A 17,463-nucleotide genomic window follows, 5' to 3' on the forward strand; every position below is an offset into this window, starting at 1 on the left:
ATGAGTGCTGGCGATTGTAGATATGTAAATTTTTATTGACTATGCCTAATTTTGTAACAGTTAATATCAAAACTTGCAACAATCGCAAATCATTGATCTTCATAACCAGAAAAAATGCCTCGTCAAAACGAGGCATTTTTCCACCAAAGCCCTTGTGATCAGTAAGGTCTACGGCGGTTACGAATGACCCCTGCCGGGACCAGAACGGCCGTCAGAACGAATGCTATCAGAGCCCACTGAGCCAATGACAACCCCATGACGGGCGGATAGGGAGTGGAGCAGAAACCACTGACCTGAAATACCAGCGGGAAAAGCGATGCCAGAGGCAGGCCGTCGACGATAGGTTGCAGGGTGTCGATGCCGCAGCTGACGGCCGGATACGCCAGGGTGTAGACATGGTGACCGGCTGCTGCGATACCGCCCAGGGCGCTGAAGGTCACCAGGGTTTCCAGCACCGTGATGCTGCGGCGGCCCGGCATGGCCGCGCCGATGAAAGCGAAGATGGCGATGAACAGCAATGCATAGCGTTGCAGGATGCACAGCGGGCAAGGCGCCTCGCCCAGCACGATCTGCATGTACAGGGCGCCACCGATCAGGGACAGGCAGATAATTCCCAGCAAGACCAGAAAACGCTTTTCACGCCTCAGGTACAACGTGTTGTCGCTCATTCACATACCTTATCGAAATGGTGTGCAGGTGCGCAGGGCCAGCACTGGCACTTGCAGGAGGGCTGACCCGCGAGTGTAAACACCCTCTGTCGGGGCGTGCGCGATATTCATCTCTCGTCTCCGCCAACTCAAGCACCCACCCGCCATACGGATGTATTTACCAACCGGATGGTTCCCGAGGGCCGAAAGAGGAAGTGGAGGACCGAGGTGAAAAAACAGATCTCTTCCTTATATATAGAAGGATGCGTCTTTTTGTCGCACCCGACCCTCTGCAAGCCGAAGTGCGACAGTTTACCGCAGGGCAATCCCGGGACACAGCCACCGGCTCCTGAAAGACACAATCGGTAATTCTCTTTCGTTCTGTGACGCAATCAACCGTTTGACGTCAAACAAATCAAACTGCCAGTATTGCGACCCCGGCTCTTGCGGCCGAAAACAATCCTGCACGAAGTGAAAATCACTTTTCAAGAAGAGTGACTGAACACACAGGCCTTCAACGCTGCGGCCAGTTAGCCTAAAGCCAGCCTGTCGCATGTCGATAACCTGTCACTGAAAGTTGTTTTGCGCCCTGTAGCGACGAACACCTATAGCCAGAAGGTTTTTATGTCACCCACCAACGTCCGAGCAGATTCACTTTCGCTGCTGCTGTTCACTTTACGCAGCGGCAAGCTGATGGCGATCAACTTGCTCAAGGTCAGTGAAATCATCCCCTGCCCGCCCCTGACTCACCTGCCCGAATCCCATCCGCACGTCAAAGGTGTTGCGACACTGCGCGGTGCCTCTCTGTCGGTGATCGATCTCAGCCGAGCCATCGGCGAGCGTCCGCTGGCCGATCCCGATGGCGGGTGCCTGATCGTCACCGACGTAAGCCGCTCCAAGCAGGGTCTGCATGTGCAGGCGGTGAGCAAGATTGTCCATTGCCTGACCACCGATATCCGTCCTCCGCCTTTCGGTTCGAGCGGCCGCTCGTTCATCACCGGCGTGACCCAGGTCGATGGCGTCCTGGTACAAGTGCTGGATATCGAAAAAGTGATTCACGGCATCGCTCCGGCACAAATCGTTGTCCAGTCCGACGAGTTGCCTGCCGAAGACGTCATGGTTCTGTCCCAGGCCCGGATTCTGGTCGTCGACGACAGCCAGGTCGCCCTGCAGCAATCGATCATCACCTTGCGCAATCTTGGTCTGGAGTGCCACACAGCCCGTAGCGCCAAGGAAGCCATCGATGTCTTGCTTGAACTGCAAGGCACCCCGGCGCAAATCAACATCGTGGTTTCAGACATCGAAATGTCCGAAATGGATGGCTATGCCCTGACCCGGACCCTGCGCGAAACCCCGGACTTCCAGAAGCTGTACATCCTGCTGCACACTTCTCTGGACAGCGCGATGAATGGCGAAAAGGCTCAGTTGGCAGGCGCCAATGCGGTACTGACCAAGTTCTCGTCCCCCGAGTTGACCAAATGTCTGATCACGGCGGCACACTCGGTCGTGGCTCAGGATATCTGACCCGCAACCCGCCACGTCCAGCAGGCCCATCCAGTACCGACGCATCAGCCCGACATTGCTGGCTGATGCGTCGGGATCTCGGGCAGCCAGTGCCTTTGCAGCATTGGCCCGCGCCTGTGCGCCCCCTGCCCTTTACGCTTGATCAAGCCCCGGACATCCATTGCCTGCTGACCCTGGGTTATCGGGGTGGCAGCGGAAGCGTGCCGGACTATCGCCACTGGCTAATGGCTTTCGAGCATGACCCCGAGTTCGACACCGACCTGTGTTTCGTCGCTCAGGACGATCAAGGACCGGTCGGTGTGATTACCTGCTGGACCAGCGCCTTCATCAAGGATCTTGTGGTTCACCCACGGGCTCGCCGCAAAGGCGTCGCGATGGCGCTGCTGACTCATCTGTTCGGGCACTTGCGCCAACGCGGCGAAGCATGTGTCGACCTGTTGGTGATGGAGAACAATCTATCGGCCCGGCGACTGTATGAAAAATCAGATATGTCCTACATCCGACGCTCAGCAATCGAACAGGAGTGATCTGCCATAATCCAGGCCCGAAGCACTGCCCCTGGAGGTCGATCATGAAACCATTCCTCGCACTGCCGATAATCCTCTCGGCTCTCGCCTGCCAGGCCAATGCGGCCACCCCGCAAGCATGGGATGCTCTGGACAAGGCCATGCTCGACGCCTGCCTCAAGGCCAGCCAGCTCAAGGGCAGTAAACCCGTCGGCACCAGCGCACAGTTCGATGACCGGGTTGGCTACAGCGCCCTGCTCCTGCAAGGACGCTACCCCCAAAAACACATGAACAACCGCAAGGGCACCGAGCTGTGCCTGTACAGCCGTAAAAACCGGCAAGCCAGCGTGACCGAATGGGACAGCCTCCCCCTCAAGTGAAGCAGCGCTGGCGCACAATTTGCTTTGCAACCTGTCCAGGCCGCGAATGACAGCAACTCGCTGGCAGTCGCGGCAGCTACTCTGAACGGGTTACCGAAACAATGAACACTCAGTTTTCCTGCGTAGGTTGCGGTGGCTGCTGCACCGATCACCATGTTCCCCTGACCCTGGTCGAAGCCACGCAATGGGCGGCTGACGGCGGTTCGGTGATCATTCTGACCGAGGCGTTCCTGAGTAATGGCTACGGTGTGCCCGAAGCACAACTGACCCACGCCACACGCCGCTCGACAGTGGTGAACAGCGGTTCTGCACAAGCCTATGTGGCGATCACCTTTGCCGCTTACAACGTCGGTCGTTGCCGGAATCTTGACGCAGAAAACCTCTGCCGCATCTACGAACGCCGCCCGCTGGTGTGCCGTATCTATCCGATGGAGATCAACCCGCACATTCCACTGCGCCCCGAAGCCAAGGACTGCCCGCCGGAATCCTGGGAGCAGGGTCCGGACTTGATCGTTGGCAACAAGCTGGTCGATACCCAACTGATGGCGCTGATCGAGCAATCACGTCAGGCCGACAGGGATGAAATCGCTACCAAACAATCGATCTGCCAGCTATTGGGGATTCGCACCACGGCGCTCAAGGGCAACGGGTTTGTGGCTTACCTGCCGGACATGCAGGCTTTTGCAGCCGCCATCGAACAGGTCACTCACGGCACAGAGCTGGTTGCGGGTGATACAGGCTGGGAATTTCACGTGGCCGGGCAAGAGGTCATCAGCACGCTGAGCCTGGCAGGTGCCGAAGTGACAACCCGCGACCCGCTGTCCTATATGTTCATTCCCCTGCAAGCCACCTGAGTGCAGGCAGCCTGAACGCAGGCCGCCCGAATCAGCGCTTGCCCATCGAACGACGGGTTCCGGCAGGCGCAGCGCCGGGAGTCTTGTGGTGCGAAGATTTGCCCGCTTTCTGATACCAGGCCTGATCTTTCTTGGCTTGAGCGAATTCAGAAGGCTTGAACGGAAAGCTGAACGGTGCAATCGCGGGTTTCTTGTCAGTCTCCGGCACTGAGTCGGTGACGGCTTCTGGAGCTGGTGTTTGTTCAGGGGTTGTCATGGCGACACCAAAAGTCGAAATGGCCGGGCACATGCCCGTGGGCGCGCAGCATACCTCAATCGCTGAACGCTTGCCCGGCCAGACATCAGCCGTGCGTCGTCATCATTTGTAGAACAGATCCACCATGACCTCTGCCTCGAACGGCCCGGCCTTGGGTCGGGTAGTCTGCCAAAGCAGCTCGGCATTGAAGTCCACCCTCGCCGCCTGGTTTTCACCCAGCAGATCGGCCAGATGAAACAGCTCGTTATAACGCAGTGGCGCATTAGTCCGTTCGCTCACGATGCGAATGCCCAATGAATTGTTGTTGCCCGGCACCAGAACATCGCCGGACAGGCGTCCCGTCACGGGCCTGAAACGCGCATTGAGACTGAACGGTGATTCACAGCTGCGGTTGGCCAGGAGCGAAAACGGACGCCTGGCAAAAACCTTCCCGACCTCTACACGCTGAATGCCCAGCGAACCGAACTCCAGTGTTTCGGGCAAGACCTGCAACTGGGCCTCACAGGCAATGAAACGCAAACCCGACAGGTTGTTGATGACATAACTCAGGCTGCGGCCCGGCACCGGGTCCAGGCCAGCAGCATCGTCAAGCTGGAACATCCGGTAATCCAGCAGGTCGCTGGCCACTCCCGAAGGCGGTGTCGGCCCATGCTTTTGCACGAACACCGAAAACGCCATATTGAAACGCACCTTGGGACAAGCGCCGATATTGGAATCCCCTTCATGGCACACCGGCACGTACTGCCGGGTACTGATACGCCCGCTGGTTTGCAGGTAGTCCACGCCATCGAGGGTCAAACCGGCCCGAATACCCTGGCCGATCACCCGATTGTCCGGGTTGAGGTAGATGAAGACTTCCTGCTGCACGGACTGCTGCCCTTCCCGAGCGCATTCGACCTGAATGTTCAGCCGCTCGGAACGCCATACCACGTCCCCATCGGGGACCGAGGCAGGTATGGCGACCGTGCTGCTCAAGTCACCATGAATGGCGGACTCACCCGTCCCCTGTGTCTTGCACACCAGAGCAAAACCGGTGGCCGGGCTCAGTGCCACTGAAAGAACGAGGGTTTTCAACCAGCGATTGGCAGGGAAACAGGTCATGTCAGCATTCTTCTTGAAGTTTGATGGAGTCGGGCGTGAAGGGCATCCGCCCTTTCAACCGCGTGCAATAGGCGCGCTGAGCGCCGTAGTCGGTCAGCGCCTTGAATGAAAATATCTGCGGCTGGATGCGTCGAGGCACTGGCAGTTCAAGGCGAGCCCCCGGCTCCAGCAACAGATAATCACTGAGCAGAAGGTCACCGAGCCTCACGGTTTGCAACGTGACGTGGTAAGGCGTGGGATTGCGGACCTGCACCTCTTCATCAGCCAGATTCCAGCTCAGGCGCTGTGCGGTTTCAGCCGGATCGCCCTGCAAACCGGGAGGCCGATAGAACACGTTGATACGCTGGCGCACAGCAATATTGAGCTGGTTACTGCCCTCACGACGCCTGGGCACCTCCAGAACATACAGGTGCAACAGGGACTCACGGTCCTCAGGCATGCCTGCGCCCTGATACAGCACCCGCAGCTCCTGCTTTCCAGCCGATGGCAGATGGAAAAAATGCGGGGTGATGGCAAATGGCAGAACAGTGCGCTGCTCCCTTGGGGTTTCATCGCTGTCCTGCGGAGCGCTCAGCCAGGCCTGAACCAGCACCTCATGCTCACCGGGGTTGCTGGTCTGGATAGTGGCTTCCCGGAAGGCACCATCAAAAATCAGTCGGGTGCCCGCCAGCGACACTGCTGCCTGCACACTGCCGCACGCCCAGCAGAGCAACACAACCAGCCCGTTACGAAATGCCCGACTCATTGGCAAACCACCTTGAGCCGTTCATACGCATGCCTGGGGTCTTTGGGTGGCAAAGTGAACGGAGCCCGGCAACCTTGCCCGGACCACTGCACGCGCAACACGCCGCTGTCCTTCTCGCTAAGCACCAATGCCTGACTGTTCGGATCGACAACGGCAAGGGTTTTACCCTGTTCGTCTTCGACCGTGGCGCCCAGTGGAATCTGCGTGGCATCGGCACGTACCAGCTCGAACTGCACACGCCGACCTTGCGAGGCCTTGAAAACCACCAATGGTATTGCGCCACGACGCGGCACGATCTGGGAGATCGCGTTATCCAGATCGATATCGGCACCCAGTTGACGGGTGTCCAGCGAAACCCAGTTGGAACGATAAGGCTGGGCATAAGGCAGGACCGCATAGCCATTGTCCGAAGTTTCCACATTGTTGTAGGACTTCAGCTTTGCACCACCGACATCAGGCACCTGCACCAGCGCGAAGGTTTCCCCCAGCGGCTGACCCAGGTTGATCCCTGCACCATGGGCCACCAATGAACCGGACGCGGCCAGGGTCAAGGCGTCATAGTCTCGACCCTGGCTGTAGCCCGTCTCGAAACGACCGAAAGGCGTCGTGACATTGAGTTTGCCGGCACCAAAACTGCCCGAGTTGCTGTCATGACCGGCCTGGACGGAATAGAACAGGTCGCGCTGATCCAGCACCTGACCGTTGAGCCCGGTCTGCATGGAGTATTCGCCGGAGTCATCACGCACGGCATTGAACGAGAGACGCGAAGACCCCGGCTTGTCGCCCAGTGGCAAGGTCATGCTCAGGGCAATGCGGTTATCGGTTTCTCCCCTCCTGTCAGTACCGGACTCCTGGTTGCGTTCGAGGGACAGGCTGTAATTCAAGGTGCGCCAGACGGCGTTGTAGGACAGATAAAGCTGCCGGGTCTTGCCGGGCAGGTTCCAGTAACGCTGCTCGGAAGCGGTCAGGCTCAGCGAGCCCGTCTGGCTCGGCAATACCTGAGTGACGTTAAGCTCCAGCCGGTCCCTCGCTCGCCCGTTTGGAATCAGGGCAGGCCGCTCGTCCGTTTCACTGACATGCTGGTTGAGGGTTCGATACTGCTCGGTCGAATAGCGATAGCCAGCCACAGCCAGTGTGGTGTTGGTCACATCCAGCGTATTGGCATAACGTACCCGTATGCTCTGGCCGCTACGGGTCTGCTCCTTCAACTCGCTGATCGAATGGGTGATATCGAGAGAGACCGCCCCCAGCCCGGTATTGACCCCGGCCCCGACATTGGCGGCGTTGTAGTCTTCGGCCAGTTGCAGACCACCAAAGCCGGTGACCCGCTCGGAAAGGCCATATATCACGGCAGCACTGGTGAAGTCGGGCGAGGCCTGATGATCGTCATTGCTGTCCACCTGCCCTGCGGCGAGGCTGTAGCGAAACGAACCGGCAGGCACCATGATCGGCAAGGATGCATACGCCTGAGTGAAAGTACGCCGCCGGCCATCAGCCTCGATAATGGTCACCAACAGATCGCCATTGGAACCGCTGGGATAGATGTCGGTGATCTCGAACGGCCCCGGCGAGACGTTGCCGCTGTAAAGCATGAAACCGTTTTGCCGAACCTCGACCGTGGCATTGGTTTCGGCGGTGCCACGAATCACGGGCGCATAAGTGCGCTCGCTGTCGGACAGCATTCCATCGTCAGACGCCATCGCAGCGCCCTTGAAACGCACACTGTCGAAGACCTGGGAATCGGTGAAGGTTTCACCCAGGGTCAACTGGCTCTTGAGAGCCGTGATATCGCGCTGGGCGAAAGTGCGGTTGCTGCGAAAACGATAGGACTGATTATCGCCATGGACCAGCGAAGACTCATTGCGCAATCGCCAGGCACCGATGTTGAATCCATTGCGCAGCCCCAGATAATACTGATCCGTTTGCAGCCCGCGTTGACGGCGCCTTGCGCCATTGAAGTTGTAATTGACGAAGCCTGCCGTTTCGCCTTGGTCCCAAAGCTCCGGCGACACATAGCCTCGCCTGCTGCGCGCCATGACAGCCTGGGGAACACTGATATCGAGCCGCAAGGCATCGGGGCGATAATCGACGCGGGCAAATTCAATACTGGCTGCCAGATCGAAACACTCTTGCTGCGCAGCGCCCGTCAGATACTTTGGGTCCAGCCCGAAGTTCTGAAGCATATCCGGGCTCAGGCAGGGCTCGATCAGACCTGACTGGCTGTCAGGAATGAACGTAATATCCCGGCGGCCGCTCAATGCCCGGTTGACATACACATCCACCCGATAAGTACCGGGTAATACGCTGTTGGCGCGCAGAAACTCCTGAAGATCAGGAGGCTGGTCACTGCCTTGAATGAAAGCGGTATTGAACTTGACGGCTTGGACACTTCGCGTGTCCGCCGATGCGCTGGTGAGCGCGGTCATGCATAAACTCATCCCCACCATTGCCAGCCGACAACGCCGCAATGACCTTCGGGTATTGCAGTTCATCCAGTGTGCTGTGTCATAAAGGTCAAAGCCCGACATGACTTTCTTGTTGTTCTGGTTGTGCCATTCCATTAGCTGTTTTCACTCTACTTCGCAGATTTAACGTGCAGCGGAATCCTTTCACGCAGATGCACGGCTACCGAGCCACTGTTATCGTCAGGACTCAAAGGGTTAAGAATCAATAAAAGCGTCCAGGCTAATATTGGGAGAGTTATCGCTATCGGGCTTTACTGGCCAGAGTGATTTGTTCCCCCTTCAAGGTCGCTTGATAAGGAACTTGCCCACCGAAGTCGTTGATGCTGATAAAACTTAGCGACACTGGCCCGCCAGCGGACCTGTGCATCAACGTCAGACGCAGGCTCTGGCCCGGCGAAAGCATCTGGCTTTCAAGGCTGGCCAGTTCCTTGCCGCCCTGGCGGGTGGACAGTTTGAGCATCGATACATGGTAAGGACCCGGATTTTCCACCTCCAGGATATCCCCCTTGAGTAGCCGCCAGCGCAACGTCTCCGGGGCAACCGTCGGGTCGCCCGGCAGGCCCTGGGGCCGGAAGAAAACCTTGATGCGCTGGCGTATCGCGATCTGCAATGTGTTTTCCGATGCCGTCTGGGGAATCTCCTGCACATTGAGCCAGAGCACTGATTCGCGGTCTTGCGGCAAACCGGAACCGGCATAGATGATACGCAGCAATTGCTTGCTGCCACCGGCCATCCGGGCAAGGGTCGGCGTCACGACAAAAGGCAGTTTTGCAGCCACGGTATTGGCCGCAACGGACTCCGTAGCCGGAGCCTCAAGCCAGGATTGCAGGAGAATCTCCCCTCCGCCGCTGTTGTGTACGCCAAAACTGGCTTCCTTGTCACCGCCCTGATAAACGACCCGTGTAGTGTTGAGCACAATGCCCGCCTCGACGACGGACATCCATAACCCCACCGCAAGAAGTACGGCAGAGCGAAAATAGGTAAAAGACATGGGAGCATTCGCTTTGAGTTCGGCATGAGGCAGGGCGAGCAACGCTCACCCTGCCGTTTCATCACTCGTAGTCCAGCACGAAAGGCATGAAACCATCGGCATTACCCGGATTGGTTGGCGTGCCATTGAGGACATAGACAGCACCGAAGTTGATTTCTGCCGTCGCACCACCCGCGCCGTCCTTGATCAGGGTGTTGTCGATAGTTTCGTTACCGCTCAGATCCATAAGTACATTGGATGCGTTAAGCAAACCAATGCCGACACCGTCCGCTGCACCGGTAGTGCGCAACAGTTTTGAATCATTGTTATCCAGACCACTGCCATTACGGGCGGTAAAGCGCATCTTCACCATGTTGTATTGATCGGCACCCGCGCTGCAGTTGACCAGCAACTGAATGGGCATCGCCGTTTCAAGCTTGCTTTCACTCGAAAGACCGATATCGGAAAACGAAACATTTCCCAGATCGACATTGATCTCACCAGGGTTGGTGCCAGGGCTGACACCGGTACCCGGAGCAACATCACAGGAAATATTGGTCAATGTTCCATTGAATATCAACTTACCGTTGTTGGCCGCATTAGCCATGTTTGCGGTACCCAAACCCAGTACACCCATTACAGCCAACGTGAGAGAAAACTTTTTCATACCAACGACATTCCTTGTGTTATTTCGTGTGTGCCCACTATCGGACGGCGAGCACTATAGGTCCCGGACTTTTTCGCCGCTGTCAGGCCAATGACTTTGAAACGCGAGATAAAAAGATTTAACGTGAAGTACTTTTCTGTAGGAAAAGTAAAAAACAGCCTACACGCCATATAATTCAAGGATGTCGCAGAAAAACCCACTAAAAGAGTCAACCAAAGATTGCATTTGGATAAAAACACTTTTCTGTTTTTCAGGCATAAAAAAACCGTCACATTGGCAAACGTGACGGTTGGAGAGAAGGGAAATAGTTACTGGTAGGTAATTATTAACAACCCTGTCTGGTTTTTACTCTGATTCTGTAGGGTTGCCTGCAATGAAGTGGATGACAACACTTGGTACTGCGTGCTGAACGGAATGGCTTTATCGCTGCATGCATTGCGCGAGGTACTCATCTGGAACGTGATACCGGAAACCTGGACATACCGGACATCATTGCCAGGCCCGACGGCAGCGGCCTGCACGATATCACAGCCGGTATTGACAACTTTGCCGTGAAACCTCAGCGCCTCCGCCTGCACCGTTACAGGAACAGCCAGGAACAGCCCGGGAATAACCATCGCGGCAGCCACTCTTCGAGCTTTGGACAGAGCTTCCAGAAAACATCTACAAACCGACGCCTCGCTCTTCATGGCAACACTCCGTTTGATCATCTGACAGATTTCAGTTAAGTCGACGAAAGGATTAACCGCCAGAAAAATCACACGCACACGTAGGACTTTTCTCATAGAAGTGCGAAATGCCTGCACCGTATCTGCAATAACTTTCCGCACACGTACCATGAGCGATTCAAGCGTTTTCCAGTTCAACCTATAAACCAGATATCGCCCGAAGCGGGCTTTTCTTGATGCTGTGCCTGTCATATGACGCTTGCTGACATTTCTGACAGCTAAAAGTCATTCTACTGACCGGATTTACCCGTTATAAGGAACACCTGACATTGCGGTTTCTCACTTGACCCTCCCGGCGCCTCCTTCACATGCGTAAACAGACCAGAATCGTCATTATTGTGGCCACCCTTGCAACGCTTGCCGCGATTGCCGCCTGGAACCTGACTCGCCCTGCTGCTGCCAAGATAAGCACCCCGGTCGCCGTGCCGGTCAAAGTGATCAGTGTCAGTGCCGAAGACGTACCGCGCTTCGTAACCGGAATAGGTTCGGTGCTGTCCTTGCAAAGCGTAGTGATTCGCCCGCAGGTAGACGGCATCCTCACCCGCCTGCTGGTCAAGGAAGGGCAATCGGTCAAGGCCGGCGACCTGCTGGCAACCCTGGATGATCGATCGATTCGGGCCGCACTCGAACAGGCCAAGGCACAACTGGCCCAGAGCCAGGCGCAACTGGATGTGGCGCAAGTGGACCTCAAGCGCTACCGCCAGCTCACTGACGACAATGGCATTTCCAGGCAGACCTTCGATCAGCAACAGGCCCTGGTTCGCCAGCTCAGTGCCACCGTGCTGGGTAATCAGGCAACGATCAATGCCGCACAGGTCCAGCTTTCCCACACTCAGATTCGCTCGCCAGTGACAGGCCGGGTCGGGATTCGCAATGTGGATGAAGGCAACTTCCTGCGCGTCAGCGATACCGCCGGAATGTTTTCCGTTACCCAGATAAACCCGGTAGCGGTCGAGTTCTCCCTGCCGCAACAGATGCTGCCCACTTTGCAGAGCCTGACCGCGAACACCACCTCGGCGACGGTCAAGGCTTATCTGGGCGATGGCGCCAACGGCACGCTGCTGGGTGAAGGCAAACTGGCCTTGATCGATAACCAGGTCTCGGCCACCACCGGCACCATTCGCGCCAAGGCACAGTTCGACAACGCCGAGGAAAAACTCTGGCCCGGGCAACTGGTCACGGTAAAAATCCAGACCGGCATCGAACGCAACTCGCTCAAGGTTCCGCCTCAAGTCGTGCAGCGCGGTATCGATCAGCATTATGTCTACAGGGTGACGAGCGAACAGAAAGTCGAAGTCGTGCCCGTCACCGTGCTTTATCAGGATAGCGACCTGACTCTGATCAGCGGGCCAAGTGCCGGTGATGTACTGGTCAGCGACGGTCAATCCCGACTCAAGCCGGGCGTGCGGATCGAAGTCGTGAATGAGTCGCCTCAGCCTCCCCTGCTCAAAGTGGGGAGTGCTAAATGAAGGGCCAGGGTTCCATTTCGGCCTGGTGCATCGATCATCCGGTCGCCACTCTACTGCTGACGTTCGCTCTGGTGCTGCTGGGTGTCATCGCCTTCCCGCGCCTGCCCATTGCCCCGCTGCCCGAAGCGGAATTTCCGACGATCCAGGTCAACGCGCAGCTTCCCGGCGCCAGCCCGGAAACCATGGCTTCTTCGGTCGCCACGCCCCTTGAAGTGCAGTTCAGCGCGATACCGGGCATGACACAAATGACCTCCAGCAGTGCGCTGGGGTCGACCAACCTGACGCTGCAATTCACACTCAACAAAAGCATCGATACCGCCGCCCAGGAGGTCCAGGCCGCCATCAATACGGCCGCTGGCCGCTTGCCCGCCGACCTGCCGAACCTGCCGACCTGGCGCAAGGTCAACCCGGCCGACAGCCCGGTGCTGATCCTGAGTGTCAGCTCCAACCTGATGCCCGGCACCGAACTGAGTGACATCACCGAAACCCTTCTGGCCCGCCAGCTCAGCCAGATAGAAGGCGTGGGACAAGTTGCCATCGCCGGTCAGCAACGCCCGGCGATCCGTATCCAGGCTGCACCGGAAAAACTCGCCGCACTGGGCCTGACCCTGGCGGATATACGCCAGTCCGTGCAACAGACCAGCCTGAACCTGGCCAAAGGTGCCTTGTATGGCAAGGACAGTATTTCCACGCTGTCCTCCAACGATCAGTTGTTCAAGCCGCAGGACTACGCGCAGTTGATCGTTTCCTACAAGGACGGTGCCCCCGTCCACCTCAAGGATGTGGCGAGAGTCATCAACGGTTCGGAAAACGCTTACGTCAAGACCTGGTCCGGCGACCAACAGGGCGTCAACATCGCGATTTTCCGCCAGCCCGGCGCCAACATTGTCGATACCGTGGACCGCATTCAACGCGAACTGCCACGCTTGCAGGAAATGCTGCCCGCGTCAGTAGACGTCTCGGTCCTCAACGACCGGACCCGCACCATCCGCGCCTCGCTGCATGAAGTCGAGCTGACCCTGCTGATCGCCGTGTTGCTGGTGATCGCAGTCATGGCACTGTTCCTGCGCCAGCTGTCGGCCACGCTGATCGTCAGCAGCGTACTGGGCGTGTCGCTGGTTGCCAGCTTTGCGATGATGTACGTCATGGGCTTCAGCCTGAACAACCTGACGCTGGTTGCGATTGTGGTGGCCGTCGGCTTCGTGGTGGACGATGCGATTGTCGTGGTGGAAAACATCCATCGCCATCTTGAAACAGGCCAAGGCATGCGTGAGGCGGCGATCAAGGGCTCGGGGGAAATCGGCTTCACGGTGGTATCGATCAGTTTCTCTCTGGTGGCCGCCTTCATTCCGCTGTTGTTCATGGGCGGCGTGGTCGGGCGACTGTTCAAGGAGTTCGCCCTGACAGCCACGGCGACCATTCTGATTTCCGTCGTGGTTTCCCTGACACTGGCTCCAACGCTCGCCGCCATGTTCATGCGCGCCCCCAAGCACAGCCAGCATCAGAAACCGGGCTTTGGCGAGCGGCTGCTGGCGCTCTATGAGCGCGGCTTGCGCAAGGCTCTGGCTCACCAGCGTCTGACGCTCGGGGTCTTCGGCCTGACGCTGGTCCTCGCGGTTGTCGGTTATGTGGTCATTCCCAAGGGTTTCTTCCCGGTCCAGGACACCGCATTCGCTCTGGGGACCACCGAAGCCGCAGCCGATATTTCCTATCCGGACATGGTGAAAAAACACCTGGAGCTGGCAAAGATCGTCGGGGCCGACCCGGCGGTGCTGGCGTTCTCGCATTCGGTCGGGGTCAGCGGCAACAACCAGACCATCGCCAACGGCCGCTTCTGGATTTCTCTCAAGCCCCGAGCCCAGCGTGATGTGTCGGTCAATGAGTTCATCGACCGCCTGCGTCCGAAACTGGCCAAGGTCCCCGGCATCGTTCTTTACCTGCGCGCCGGGCAGGACATCAACCTCAGTTCCGGCCCCAGCCGTAGCCAGTATCAATATGTGCTCAAGAGCAACGATGGCGACCTGCTCAATACCTGGACCCAGCGCCTGACCGAAAAACTGCGCAGCAATCCGGCATTCCGCGACCTGTCCAACGACCTGCAACTGGGCGGCAGCGTGACCCATATCGAAATCGACCGCAGCGCCGCCTCGCGTTTCGGGCTGACCACCGCCGATGTCGATCAGGCGCTCTACGACGCCTTCGGCCAGCGGCAGATCAGTGAATTCCAGACCGAGGTCAACCAGTACAAGGTCGTGCTGGAGCTGGACGCACAACAGCGCGGCAAGGCCGAGAGCCTGAACTACTTCTACCTGCGCTCGCCGTTGACCAACGAGATGGTGCCGCTGTCGGCACTGGCCAAGGTCAGTGCGCCGACCATGGGGCCGCTGTCCATCAGTCATGACGGCATGTTCCCGGCCGCTAACCTGTCATTCAACCTTGCCTCAGGCGTGGCACTGGGCGATGCAGTACGGATGCTGGATGAGGCCAAGAAAGAAATCGCCATGCCAGCGGCAATCATCGGCAACTTCCAGGGCGCAGCCCAGGCATTCCAGAGTTCACTGGCCAACCAGCCATGGCTGATTCTGGCGGCGCTGGTGGCGGTGTACATCATTCTGGGTGTGCTTTACGAGAGTTTCGTTCACCCGTTGACCATCATTTCCACCCTGCCCTCGGCGGGCATCGGCGCGCTGTTGTTGCTGTGGATGATGGGCCAGGACTTCTCGATCATGGCGCTGATCGGTGTGGTGCTGCTGATCGGCATCGTCAAGAAAAACGGCATCCTGCTGGTGGACTTCGCACTTGAAGCCCAGCGTGAACAAGGTCTGACGCCACGGGAAGCAATCTATGAAGCCTGCATGACACGCTTTCGTCCGATTATCATGACCACCCTCGCCGCCCTGCTCGGCGCGCTGCCGTTGATGCTCGGCTTCGGGGTCGGTGCCGAACTGCGCCAGCCACTGGGGATTGCAGTGGTCGGCGGCCTGCTGGTCAGCCAGATGCTGACGCTGTTCACCACGCCGGTCATCTATCTGCAACTGGAGCGGCTGTTCCATCGCCGCCAGCCAGAGCCTGCGCCAGCGCTGGCCATCCACAAGTGAGAGTCGTCCCATGCGCGTGCTGATTATCGAAGACGAAGAGAAAACAGCGGATTACCTGCATCGCGGCCTGACCGAACAAGGCTATACCGTGGATCTGGCCCGGGACGGTATCGAAGGGCTGCACCAGGCCCTTGAAAACGAATACGAGGTCATCATCCTCGATGTCATGCTGCCAGGCCTTGATGGCTTTGGCGTGCTGCGCGCATTGCGGGCAAAGAAGCAGACACCCGTGATCATGCTGACCGCACGCGAGCAGGTCGATGACCGGATTCGCGGCCTGCGCGAAGGTGCAGACGATTATCTGGGCAAACCGTTTTCCTTCCTGGAACTGGTCGCACGCCTGCAAGCGCTGACCCGGCGCAGCGGCGGCCATGAACCGGTGCAGATCAGCATCGCCGACCTGTGGATCGACCTGATCAGCCGCAAGGCCACGCGCTCCGGCGTACGCCTGGAACTGACCGCCAAGGAGTTCTCGCTGCTCAGTGTACTGGCCCGACGTCAGGGCGAGATTCTGTCCAAGACCGCCATTGCCGAGATGGTCTGGGACATCAATTTCGACAGCGACGCCAATGTCGTGGAAGTCGCGATCAAGCGTCTGCGCGCCAAGCTGGACGGCCCTCACGAACAGAAACTGCTGCACACCATTCGCGGCATGGGCTACGTGCTGGAGAACCGTGGTGCGGACTGACTCCATCGCCTTGCGCCTGAGCGGCCTGTTCGCGCTGGTCGCCTTCGGGGTGTTTCTGCTGATCGGCTGGGCCTTGTACCTGCAAGTCGACAAGAGCCTGGACCTGCTGCCCAAAGCCGAAGTGGATGCGCGCTACAGTGTGCTGGAGTCGGCAGTCAGTCGCTTCGGCAACCCCGAGCACTGGGGCAAGATCAAGAACAAGCTCACCTTGCTGAGCGAAGAAGACAAGCGTATCCGCTTCTGGGTCGTCAGCGACGATCCGGTCTATGAGTATGGTCGCCCGAGCGCCGATATCCGCAATTTTGCCCACGGTCCGCTGGGCATGCGCGATCTGAAACTGGCCGATCACCCGTATCCTTTCAAGGTACTGGTCAGCGAGTTTCCAGCCAAGGACCAGCGCCCCACGCTGCGCTTCATGACAGCCATCGACACGGAAACGTTCTGGCATACACAGCACTCGCTGCTGATTGCGCTGGTCAGCCTGGCAGTCGTCGGGATTGCCCTGGCTTCAGTGCTGGGCTACTGGGTGGCGCGCATTGGCTTGCGACCGCTGGCCAGCCTTTCGTGGGAGGCCCAGAAACTGTCACCGCCGCATTTGTCCGGTCGCCTGCAAATGTCGCCATTGCCCCCGGAGCTGGAACAGTTCGTCACCTCTTTCAACTCGACGCTGGAGCGTGTCGAACAGGCCTATTCACGGCTTGAGTCTTTCAACGCCGATGTGGCCCATGAACTGCGCTCACCGCTGACCAACCTCATCGGCCAGACTCAGGTAGCACTGACTCGCGGTCGCTCGGCCGAGCATTATTTCGAGGTGCTGCAATCGAACCTTGAAGAACTGGAGCGGCTGCGCTCGATCATCAACGACATGCTGTTCCTGGCCAGTGCCGATCAGGGCAGTAAGGTCACTGAGCTGACCTGTTCCTCTCTTGCTCAGGAAGTCGCCACCACCCTCGATTACCTGGATTTCATCCTTGAAGACGCTCAGGTCAAAGTCGAGGTGCAAGGTGACGCCAGCGTGCCTATCGAGAAAGCCCATCTTCGCCGGGCCCTGATCAATCTGCTGCACAATGCGGTGCAACATACCGAGCCGGGCGAAGTGATTCGCGTGGACATTCAGCCAGGCAGCGGGCATGTCAGCATCGGCGTCGCCAACCCCGGCCCCCAGATACCGGGAGAACATCTGCCCCGACTGTTCGAGCGCTTCTATCGGGTAGATGCATCACGCAGCAACAGCGGCGCAAATCATGGCCTGGGGCTGGCGATCGTCAAAGCCATTGCGCTGATGCACGGCGGTACAGTCTTTGTGAAAAGCGAGCAGGGTTTCAATACGTTCGGAATCCATTTACCGCTCTAACTCCAGCGTCA

At 58.1% G+C, this 17,463-nt stretch carries 16 protein-coding genes; 8 read left to right on the top strand and 8 right to left on the bottom strand.

Annotation, left to right across the window (positions count from 1 at the left end; genetic code table 11):
* Positions 1–158 precede the first annotated feature (158 nt).
* Positions 159–668 (bottom strand): disulfide bond formation protein B, encoded by a 510-nt coding sequence (locus JL015_RS07745; RefSeq protein ID WP_201005946.1) that lies wholly within the window; start codon positions 666–668, stop codon positions 159–161.
* Positions 669–1,271: 603 nt separating this feature from the next.
* Between JL015_RS07745 and JL015_RS07750 the strand changes: the two genes are divergently transcribed.
* The 4 genes from JL015_RS07750 (at position 1,272) to JL015_RS07765 (ending at position 3,911) form a co-directional block, all read left to right on the top strand.
* A complete protein-coding gene (locus JL015_RS07750; RefSeq protein ID WP_201018020.1) occupies positions 1,272–2,171 on the top strand; it encodes a chemotaxis protein in 900 nt (299 codons plus the stop codon).
* A 65-nt stretch (positions 2,172–2,236) separates the two neighbouring features.
* Positions 2,237–2,698 (top strand): GNAT family N-acetyltransferase, encoded by a 462-nt coding sequence (locus JL015_RS07755; protein WP_201018098.1) that lies wholly within the window; start codon positions 2,237–2,239, stop codon positions 2,696–2,698.
* A 44-nt stretch (positions 2,699–2,742) separates the two neighbouring features.
* Positions 2,743–3,057: a hypothetical protein gene (locus JL015_RS07760; protein WP_201018021.1), complete on the top strand. Its 315-nt coding sequence runs from the start codon at positions 2,743–2,745 to the stop codon at positions 3,055–3,057.
* Between the two features lie 101 nt (positions 3,058–3,158).
* On the top strand, positions 3,159–3,911 hold the full coding sequence (locus tag JL015_RS07765) for a YkgJ family cysteine cluster protein (protein ID WP_201018022.1): 753 nt from the start codon (positions 3,159–3,161) through the stop codon (positions 3,909–3,911).
* A 31-nt stretch (positions 3,912–3,942) separates the two neighbouring features.
* On the opposite strand, the gene JL015_RS07770 is transcribed toward JL015_RS07765, so the two are convergent.
* The 7 genes from JL015_RS07770 to JL015_RS07800 all read right to left on the bottom strand — a co-directional run bounded on the left by JL015_RS07770 (position 3,943) and on the right by JL015_RS07800 (position 11,035).
* Positions 3,943–4,167 (bottom strand): hypothetical protein, encoded by a 225-nt coding sequence (locus JL015_RS07770; RefSeq protein WP_201018023.1) that lies wholly within the window; start codon positions 4,165–4,167, stop codon positions 3,943–3,945.
* A gap of 102 nt (positions 4,168–4,269) precedes the next feature.
* Positions 4,270–5,268 (bottom strand): fimbrial protein, encoded by a 999-nt coding sequence (locus JL015_RS07775; RefSeq protein ID WP_201018024.1) that lies wholly within the window; start codon positions 5,266–5,268, stop codon positions 4,270–4,272.
* A gap of 1 nt (position 5,269) precedes the next feature.
* Positions 5,270–6,019: a fimbrial biogenesis chaperone gene (locus JL015_RS07780; RefSeq protein ID WP_374063385.1), complete on the bottom strand. Its 750-nt coding sequence runs from the start codon at positions 6,017–6,019 to the stop codon at positions 5,270–5,272.
* Positions 6,010–8,439: a fimbria/pilus outer membrane usher protein gene (locus tag JL015_RS07785; RefSeq protein ID WP_374063386.1), complete on the bottom strand. Its 2,430-nt coding sequence runs from the start codon at positions 8,437–8,439 to the stop codon at positions 6,010–6,012. The genes JL015_RS07780 and JL015_RS07785 overlap by 10 nt, the downstream gene beginning before the upstream one ends.
* A 280-nt stretch (positions 8,440–8,719) precedes the next feature.
* Positions 8,720–9,469, bottom strand: a complete 750-nt coding sequence (locus JL015_RS07790) for a fimbrial biogenesis chaperone (RefSeq protein WP_201018027.1) — start codon at positions 9,467–9,469, stop codon at positions 8,720–8,722.
* A gap of 61 nt (positions 9,470–9,530) precedes the next feature.
* Entirely contained in the window at positions 9,531–10,115 is a 585-nt protein-coding gene (locus JL015_RS07795; protein WP_201005956.1) for a fimbrial protein, read from the bottom strand.
* Between the two features lie 308 nt (positions 10,116–10,423).
* Entirely contained in the window at positions 10,424–11,035 is a 612-nt protein-coding gene (locus JL015_RS07800; RefSeq protein ID WP_201018028.1) for a hypothetical protein, read from the bottom strand.
* Between the two features lie 116 nt (positions 11,036–11,151).
* On the opposite strand from JL015_RS07800, the gene JL015_RS07805 reads away from it, so the two are divergent.
* The 4 genes from JL015_RS07805 to JL015_RS07820 are packed head-to-tail and all read left to right on the top strand — an operon-like array spanning position 11,152 to position 17,452.
* Positions 11,152–12,312 (top strand): efflux RND transporter periplasmic adaptor subunit, encoded by a 1,161-nt coding sequence (locus JL015_RS07805; protein ID WP_201018029.1) that lies wholly within the window; start codon positions 11,152–11,154, stop codon positions 12,310–12,312.
* Positions 12,309–15,410 carry a multidrug efflux RND transporter permease subunit gene (locus JL015_RS07810; RefSeq protein WP_201018030.1) on the top strand — a complete coding sequence of 1,034 codons (3,102 nt, stop codon included), beginning with the start codon at positions 12,309–12,311 and terminating at the stop codon, positions 15,408–15,410. Before JL015_RS07805 ends, JL015_RS07810 begins: the two co-directional genes overlap by 4 nt.
* Before the next feature lie 10 nt (positions 15,411–15,420).
* Complete coding sequence (locus JL015_RS07815; protein WP_201005960.1) at positions 15,421–16,098, top strand: heavy metal response regulator transcription factor; 678 nt, start codon at positions 15,421–15,423, stop codon at positions 16,096–16,098.
* The gene (locus tag JL015_RS07820; RefSeq protein WP_201018031.1) at positions 16,088–17,452 is read left to right on the top strand and encodes a heavy metal sensor histidine kinase; all 1,365 of its coding nucleotides are present in this window, start codon (positions 16,088–16,090) and stop codon (positions 17,450–17,452) included. The genes JL015_RS07815 and JL015_RS07820 overlap by 11 nt, the downstream gene beginning before the upstream one ends.
* Positions 17,453–17,463 lie beyond the last annotated feature (11 nt).

Source organism: Pseudomonas cichorii (assembly GCF_015471405.1).
Taxonomy (GTDB): Bacteria; Pseudomonadota; Gammaproteobacteria; order Pseudomonadales; family Pseudomonadaceae; genus Aquipseudomonas; species Aquipseudomonas serbiensis.